The following is a 5,432-nucleotide window of genomic DNA, read 5'->3' as shown; positions in this document are numbered from 1 at the left end:
TGTATTATTCGCTATAGCTTCCCTACGAAATAAATTTGAACTCATGGTTAGCTATAATATTATTGTATTTCTTGTTCGGTCTGTGTGGGTAAGCATACCAAATTAGTTTTAGTAATATTACAATCTGGAGTGCACGAATCATGGTAGCCTCCATGTATTTTCGTCAATCCTAATTTGGAAATTGTACTCTTCTCAAAATTTATTTTTTTATTTTTCATATCTGTATGTTGTTATTCGTTTATGTTATAAGAATCTAGTATCTATCGATGCTGTAGATAAGATTTTAATAGTATCATTATGCGGTTTCAGAACAACTATCATATCTATTTCGTTGTCTCTAAATTCTGGACCATTTTCCTTTTTTGTAATTTGAGAAACTCTAACGATACGAACATCTTCGTCTTCTTGTAAAATATTTAAGTTCTCAAAACTCACATCTAGTTCATAATTGGACAAAACAGTTCTTAATTGATCCTTACCCATATTAAATAATTCATTATATGGGTGGTGGAGATTAAAAATTGCATCTAAATTATTATGTCTGTAAGCAGACGATAAGTTCTCAAATAGTTGATTTAAATTAGTATTCATTAATTATTATTTTCATAATTAAAAATGAATCGGGGTAGCTAAAACAACTACCCCGATTATCTACCTACTCTTCACTGCATTGGCTAGCAGCAATAAACCCTCCAGCGATAGCACCAAAAAGTCCACCTACTACAGCACCAATAGCACTTCCAACTCCAGGAGCTGGACCTGTTCCTATTAACCCTCCTGTAGACATACCACTTAGAGCTCCTCCTACTGCACCTGCCAGAACACCTCCAACAGTGACACCAGTGCATCCTCCATGTACAACATGTAATTCTTTATTTGTTAAATCTCTCATTTTGTTAATTTTATGATTCATAAAGTTTTAAACACTAGTCTTCCGAAAACATTCCTGCAAAAGCTCCTATACCAAAGCCAAGAGCTCCTACTATAACTGAACCTGCTGGTCCACCAAAAGAACCAAGTTTTGCACCTGCAGCTGCACCTGCTAAACCTCCTCCAATTGCTCTTCCAACTAGTGAATAGTGATTAGTACCTTCTCCTGCAGAGACATAGAATACTTCGTTTGTTGTTAAATCTCTCATTTTTTTTAGTTTTAATAGTTTAACTGTTATTCTTCTCCAATTGCTCCAACAACTGCCCCAACAACAGCTCCCACAACGATCCCAATTGGACCAAATGCGGCTCCTACAGTTGCACCAGCTATTGCTCCGTCTACTGCTCCTCCACCATTTACTTCCTGTACTTCTTCAAATTTTAAATCTCTCATTTTGTTAAATTTTAATTATACTTAGAGAACTGAGTCTCTACTACTCATTAGTTAGTTTTATTCTTCTTGCATTCCCGAACCAATTGCCACTCCTCCTGCACCTGCAGCTCCAAGTGCAGCGCCAGCTACAATGATCTCACCTGCAGTTGCAGCACCTGCTAAACCAATAGGAACTGTAGCTAATCCAGCAGTTGCTACTATAGCAACTCCCAAACCTATCAAGGCCACACCAGTTCCAATTGCTCCCCAATCCCAATCTCCACCATTTACTTCCTGTACTTCTTCAAAATTTAAATCTCTCATTTTGTTAAATTTTAATTATTAAACTTTTTTATATCAAAGCGCTTTGACTCCAACAAACATAAATTTTCAAATCACCTCAATGCAACAGTTTACAATAGACATTCTGGAATTTCGACCGATTTTCTCGAATTTCGATTTTGTTACTTCAAAATATAATTTCGTACACCTAGATCACTATTAAAAAACTAAAAAACAACTACTTAAACCGAAAAAGCAATAGCATAATAAAATGCAAAAATTGAAGACTACTCACCTAAACACATATATCAATTCAGATAAAGTTACTTCCCGTTTTTTACACCTATAAAATCCTATATAGGCATCTGAAAAATTGATATTAAAGTGCTCTTGTCTATTAATAAAAAAGATGATGATGACTATCTAACTAAATAAAACCCAAACCTCAGGTAATTCGTAATATCAGGTAAAAAAAAATCGCCTAAACATTGTTTAAACGATTCTTACTCAAACTCTCAAAATATACTCACAAATCAGCTAAAAATGTGCAGTCTATCAACAGAGAAGATTTTTTACCTTTCCATTTGGACACAAACCTGACAGCTCATAGGGGTCTGCGAATACTGACATGCTAATCCCATGGTACCTTGACCACAACCATTAGGGTTTGCGGTTGGCAAGGGAGCCGTCCAGTTCATATTTCCCCCTTTTACACTATCTAACTGTGCCACGTTCATTTTTTTTAAACTTAACTTCTTTTTAGTCTTCATAATTTTCAAAATTTTAACGAAACATATTTTTTACAATCATTATATCAGCAAACATAAAACTTCAAAAAGGTGATAGACAACAGGTATTATCTGACATTCCAGAATTTCGATCGATTTTCTCGAATTTCGATTTATTATACAAATGGTTATAAAAAAATCGCCCAAGAATCTTCTTAGGCGATTTCATATTGCCAATCTCTCACTAATCAGCTCTACATAACGTAGAAAATGTTTTACACACAGTATACTAAGTTTTAGCTTTACTAAGTTTTCTGAATCAAACATACAGCACTAACATACTATGTCACAAACCATTGTTTTGAAGATTCCGGAAATTCGATCGTTTTTCCTGAATTTTGTTTCTTAAACGAGTTTCTACACTTATTCACAACACAGGCTATATTAATGAAATATATTCGTAGGAATTCTTGTTGCTGTTGTTGGTAGACCACTGCCAGGGAGCCCCGTAAAATTACTTGGACATGAAAATGTTCCTCCATTAGTACCACCGGCAAAACCTCCTTTTACAGTATTGAGTTCTGCGACATTCATTTTTTTAAGACTTAATTTCTTTTTAGTATTCATTCTCTTTAGATTTTAAATTAATTTAAAGCGCTTTCTTTCAACAAATATAGTTGAGCACTAAATCCAATTAGAATTATGTTCTTTAGTATTCTAGAATTACGATCGTTTTTCCCGAATTATCTGTTTATTATTTAAAAAAGATTAATTTTTTAATTTAAAGTATAGAATGCCCACATAGAATTCTTGTTTTTTTGTTCTGCATAATTCATAGGGTTTCTCAGAATGAATAAAATAATGCTATTTTTGTCACAATAAGCAGCACTTTATTGAATTAGTTCCTCAACAAAAACAACATGCCTAAAGCATTCAAGTATATTTCCCTAGTAATTATTTTAACCGTTTTTTTTAGCACATCTGCACAAAACATCCAAGATTCTCTGTATAAATTAAATTATGAGCAATTGGAGAAGGTTTATCAGGAAAACAATTTTGATGATATAGAAAAAGCACAATTGGCTACAAAAATTTTCATAAGTAAGGCTAAAAAAGAATTAGATTCATCAAAAATTGCAAAAGGTTTTTACTTATATCATTTTACTGTTCCAGAAGAAGAAAATAGTATTAAATATCTGGATAGTTCTATTTCCTATTCCCAAACAAGAAAAACTAACGAATACCCAGCGCTAGCATATTTTTCAAAAGCTCAGTTTTATTTATATCATGAGCGAAACATTACACTAGCTGTAAATAATGTAAATCGAGCTAGAAAATATGCCGATAACAACATTGATCTCTCTCACCGTATTGATTACCTTATAGGAATTGTAAAGAGTGAACATCTAAATGAGAAACAAGAAGCATTACTACTATATAAAAAATGTGAGCGGTATTATAAGAACAAATCCGAAGCAAAATATCGGTCACGATATTTGAGTACTCTTCATGCGATCGCAGAAACATATTTAGGGCTTAAAAAATATGACTCTGCCACATATTATAATAAGTTAGGGTATTTAGAATCTTCAAAAAAAGACAACGGTAATTTCGAGAGAAACAAAGCATATTTTGTGTTATGTGAAGGTATTAACAAGCACATAAATCAAGAATATAATGCTGCAAAAGACAGTATACATAATGCTTTGCCCACGATCCTTGAAAACAATGATATATCTAATACTATCGATAGTTATTATTATCTAGGAAAATCATATTATAACCTTGAAGAAAAAGAAAAAGCTATAGTATTTTTTAAGAAAACCGATTCTGTTTTGGAAACTTTAAATTCTATTCCTCAATATAAACATGTTAAAACTTATGAGTATTTAAAAGACTATTATAAAGATGTTAATGATCTGGAAAATCAAAATAAGTATTTATCCAAACTTAATACAATCTTAGGTAAATATCTTAATGATCAAATAATTATAAGTAAAAAGGTTAAACAAGATTATGATATCCCAAAATTGCAGGAAGAGCAGCAAAGTTTAATCAAAAAATTAAATAAAAATACGAGTAATTATATTTTCGGTTTATCGATTCTAAGTGTATTTATATTAATCCTATCTATATTGCTATACAGACAATACCGGAAAAGGAAAACCTATCAATTACGATTCGATGAATTGATGAAAAAATCCCATTCTGAAGAAACGGACATAAGAAATAAAATTGACCCCATTACTAAGACCGAAGAAACTAAGGAGCTTCAAGTACCCGAAAAACATGTAAAATATATATTGGAAAAGCTTAAAATCTTTGAAGAGGAAAAAGGTTTTTTAGCAATAGGTGTCACTTCGCAGTCACTTGCTGATGATATTGATACTAATGTTAAATATCTATCGCGAGTAATAAATCATTATAAAAACAAAACCTTTACAAATTATATTAATGAGTTAAGAATTAATCATGCTGTAAAAGAGTTAAGAGAAAATGAAATGCTTAGAAAATTTACGATAAAAGCTATTGCAAATGAGTTTGGTTATAGTAGAGCAGAAACATTCTCAAATGTATTTTATAAGCAAGTAAAAATAAAACCTTCTTATTATATTAAACAGTTGACTAAATCTGAATTATGATATACTTTTTTGCATACTAAGAACACGTAATTCTGGAATTGTCAAAAGCTCTATTACTACAACACCTTATTTTAAGCTAATTTTGAAACTTAAATTTTAAAAAACTTATCAATGAAAAATCACAAATCATTTAACAAAAAGCTTTCTCTTAAGAAAATTAAAGTTTGTTCGCTCGAGAACTTAACTTCGATAAAGGGAGGACACGGAAATGGAGAAAATGGAACAGGAGGCAATAGGACTGTAGGCAATGGAACGGGAGGAACGTTACCAACGAATGATGACACTCTAGGAACTGGAAGTGGAGGGCATCATGGATGCGATAAGCGATATTTTTATTAACATGTAAGAAACATACTTCTCATATTTAATGAAGTAGTATTTTTATATACTTTAAAGCTTCAGGGATAAAATATAAATAAGGCTGTAAATTTTATTTACAGCCTTATTTGTATTTGTTATACGGCAACGTTTTGTGAA

General features: G+C 31.8%; 9 protein-coding genes. 2 read left to right on the top strand and 7 right to left on the bottom strand.

Features of this window, described 5'->3' with window-relative positions; translation table 11 throughout:
• Nucleotides 1–243: 243 nt before the first annotated feature.
• The 7 genes from M0D21_RS22845 to M0D21_RS22815 form a co-directional block, all read right to left on the bottom strand.
• Nucleotides 244–591, bottom strand: coding sequence for a hypothetical protein (locus M0D21_RS22845; protein WP_248334318.1), 348 nt, complete (start codon nt 589–591; stop codon nt 244–246).
• Between the two features lie 64 nt (nt 592–655).
• Nucleotides 656–892, bottom strand: coding sequence for a hypothetical protein (locus M0D21_RS22840; RefSeq protein ID WP_248334309.1), 237 nt, complete (start codon nt 890–892; stop codon nt 656–658).
• Between the two features lie 34 nt (nt 893–926).
• Nucleotides 927–1,139: a hypothetical protein gene (locus tag M0D21_RS22835; protein WP_248334307.1), complete on the bottom strand. Its 213-nt coding sequence runs from the start codon at nt 1,137–1,139 to the stop codon at nt 927–929.
• Nucleotides 1,140–1,165: 26 nt separating this feature from the next.
• On the bottom strand, nt 1,166–1,324 hold the full coding sequence (locus tag M0D21_RS22830; protein ID WP_248334299.1) for a Blp family class II bacteriocin: 159 nt from the start codon (nt 1,322–1,324) through the stop codon (nt 1,166–1,168).
• A 57-nt stretch (nt 1,325–1,381) separates the two neighbouring features.
• Nucleotides 1,382–1,627 carry a hypothetical protein gene (locus M0D21_RS22825; RefSeq protein WP_248334296.1) on the bottom strand — a complete coding sequence of 82 codons (246 nt, stop codon included), beginning with the start codon at nt 1,625–1,627 and terminating at the stop codon, nt 1,382–1,384.
• Between the two features lie 530 nt (nt 1,628–2,157).
• On the bottom strand, nt 2,158–2,316 hold the full coding sequence (locus M0D21_RS22820; RefSeq protein ID WP_248334294.1) for a hypothetical protein: 159 nt from the start codon (nt 2,314–2,316) through the stop codon (nt 2,158–2,160).
• A 441-nt stretch (nt 2,317–2,757) separates the two neighbouring features.
• Nucleotides 2,758–2,940 (bottom strand): hypothetical protein, encoded by a 183-nt coding sequence (locus tag M0D21_RS22815; RefSeq protein ID WP_248334292.1) that lies wholly within the window; start codon nt 2,938–2,940, stop codon nt 2,758–2,760.
• Nucleotides 2,941–3,233: 293 nt separating this feature from the next.
• Between M0D21_RS22815 and M0D21_RS22810 the strand changes: the two genes are divergently transcribed.
• Entirely contained in the window at nt 3,234–4,955 is a 1,722-nt protein-coding gene (locus tag M0D21_RS22810) for a helix-turn-helix domain-containing protein (protein WP_248334284.1), read from the top strand.
• A gap of 111 nt (nt 4,956–5,066) precedes the next feature.
• Nucleotides 5,067–5,294: a hypothetical protein gene (locus M0D21_RS22805; protein WP_248334260.1), complete on the top strand. Its 228-nt coding sequence runs from the start codon at nt 5,067–5,069 to the stop codon at nt 5,292–5,294.
• The last annotated feature ends 138 nt before the right edge of the window (nt 5,295–5,432 follow it).

This window comes from Aquimarina acroporae (assembly GCF_023195925.1).
GTDB classification, from domain to species: domain Bacteria; phylum Bacteroidota; class Bacteroidia; order Flavobacteriales; family Flavobacteriaceae; genus Aquimarina; species Aquimarina acroporae.
The sequence above is the reverse complement of the archived record's forward strand: the minus strand, read 5'-3'. Positions and strand labels throughout refer to the sequence as shown.

Coding starts and splice junctions, on each gene's coding strand:
- M0D21_RS22845 (WP_248334318.1), bottom strand. CDS start 591: ATGAATACTAATTTAAATCAACTATTTGAGAACTTATCGTCTGCTTAC.
- M0D21_RS22815 (WP_248334292.1), bottom strand. CDS start 2,940: ATGAATACTAAAAAGAAATTAAGTCTTAAAAAAATGAATGTCGCAGAA.
- M0D21_RS22825 (WP_248334296.1), bottom strand. CDS start 1,627: ATGAGAGATTTAAATTTTGAAGAAGTACAGGAAGTAAATGGTGGAGAT.
- M0D21_RS22805 (WP_248334260.1), top strand. CDS start 5,067: ATGAAAAATCACAAATCATTTAACAAAAAGCTTTCTCTTAAGAAAATT.
- M0D21_RS22835 (WP_248334307.1), bottom strand. CDS start 1,139: ATGAGAGATTTAACAACAAACGAAGTATTCTATGTCTCTGCAGGAGAA.
- M0D21_RS22830 (WP_248334299.1), bottom strand. CDS start 1,324: ATGAGAGATTTAAAATTTGAAGAAGTACAGGAAGTAAATGGTGGAGGA.
- M0D21_RS22810 (WP_248334284.1), top strand. CDS start 3,234: ATGCCTAAAGCATTCAAGTATATTTCCCTAGTAATTATTTTAACCGTT.
- M0D21_RS22840 (WP_248334309.1), bottom strand. CDS start 892: ATGAGAGATTTAACAAATAAAGAATTACATGTTGTACATGGAGGATGC.